We start from the raw sequence: 248 nt of genomic DNA, 5'->3' as shown, positions 1-248 counted from the left end.
CAGGTCGTAGCCTTGGTAGCCCAACTGCACGGTGTGACCCAACGCATCCTGCACCGCGGTCGGCTCGCCGGCGCTGTTGCACTGGATCGTGGTGCTGTGGCCCAGCGCATCGGTGATTTGCGTGAGGCAGCCGTTGGTGTAGCTGAAACTGATGGTGTGGTTAAGCGGATCGGTCACCGAGGCCAGCTGGTTGTAGTCGCTGGTGTAGGTGAACTGGGTGGTGACGGCATTCGACGTGCCGGACAGCT

The 248-nt window shown here is 62.1% G+C and carries 1 pseudogene; it reads right to left on the bottom strand.

The window, feature by feature from the left end:
- A pseudogene (locus tag AC4HNJ_RS22100) lies at positions 1-248 on the bottom strand (RHS repeat protein); the annotation flags it as partial.

Source organism: Dyella sp. SYSU CM1112 (genome assembly GCF_058216415.1).
Note: the sequence above shows the minus strand (reverse complement) of the source record. Positions and strands in the feature narration are given on the sequence as shown.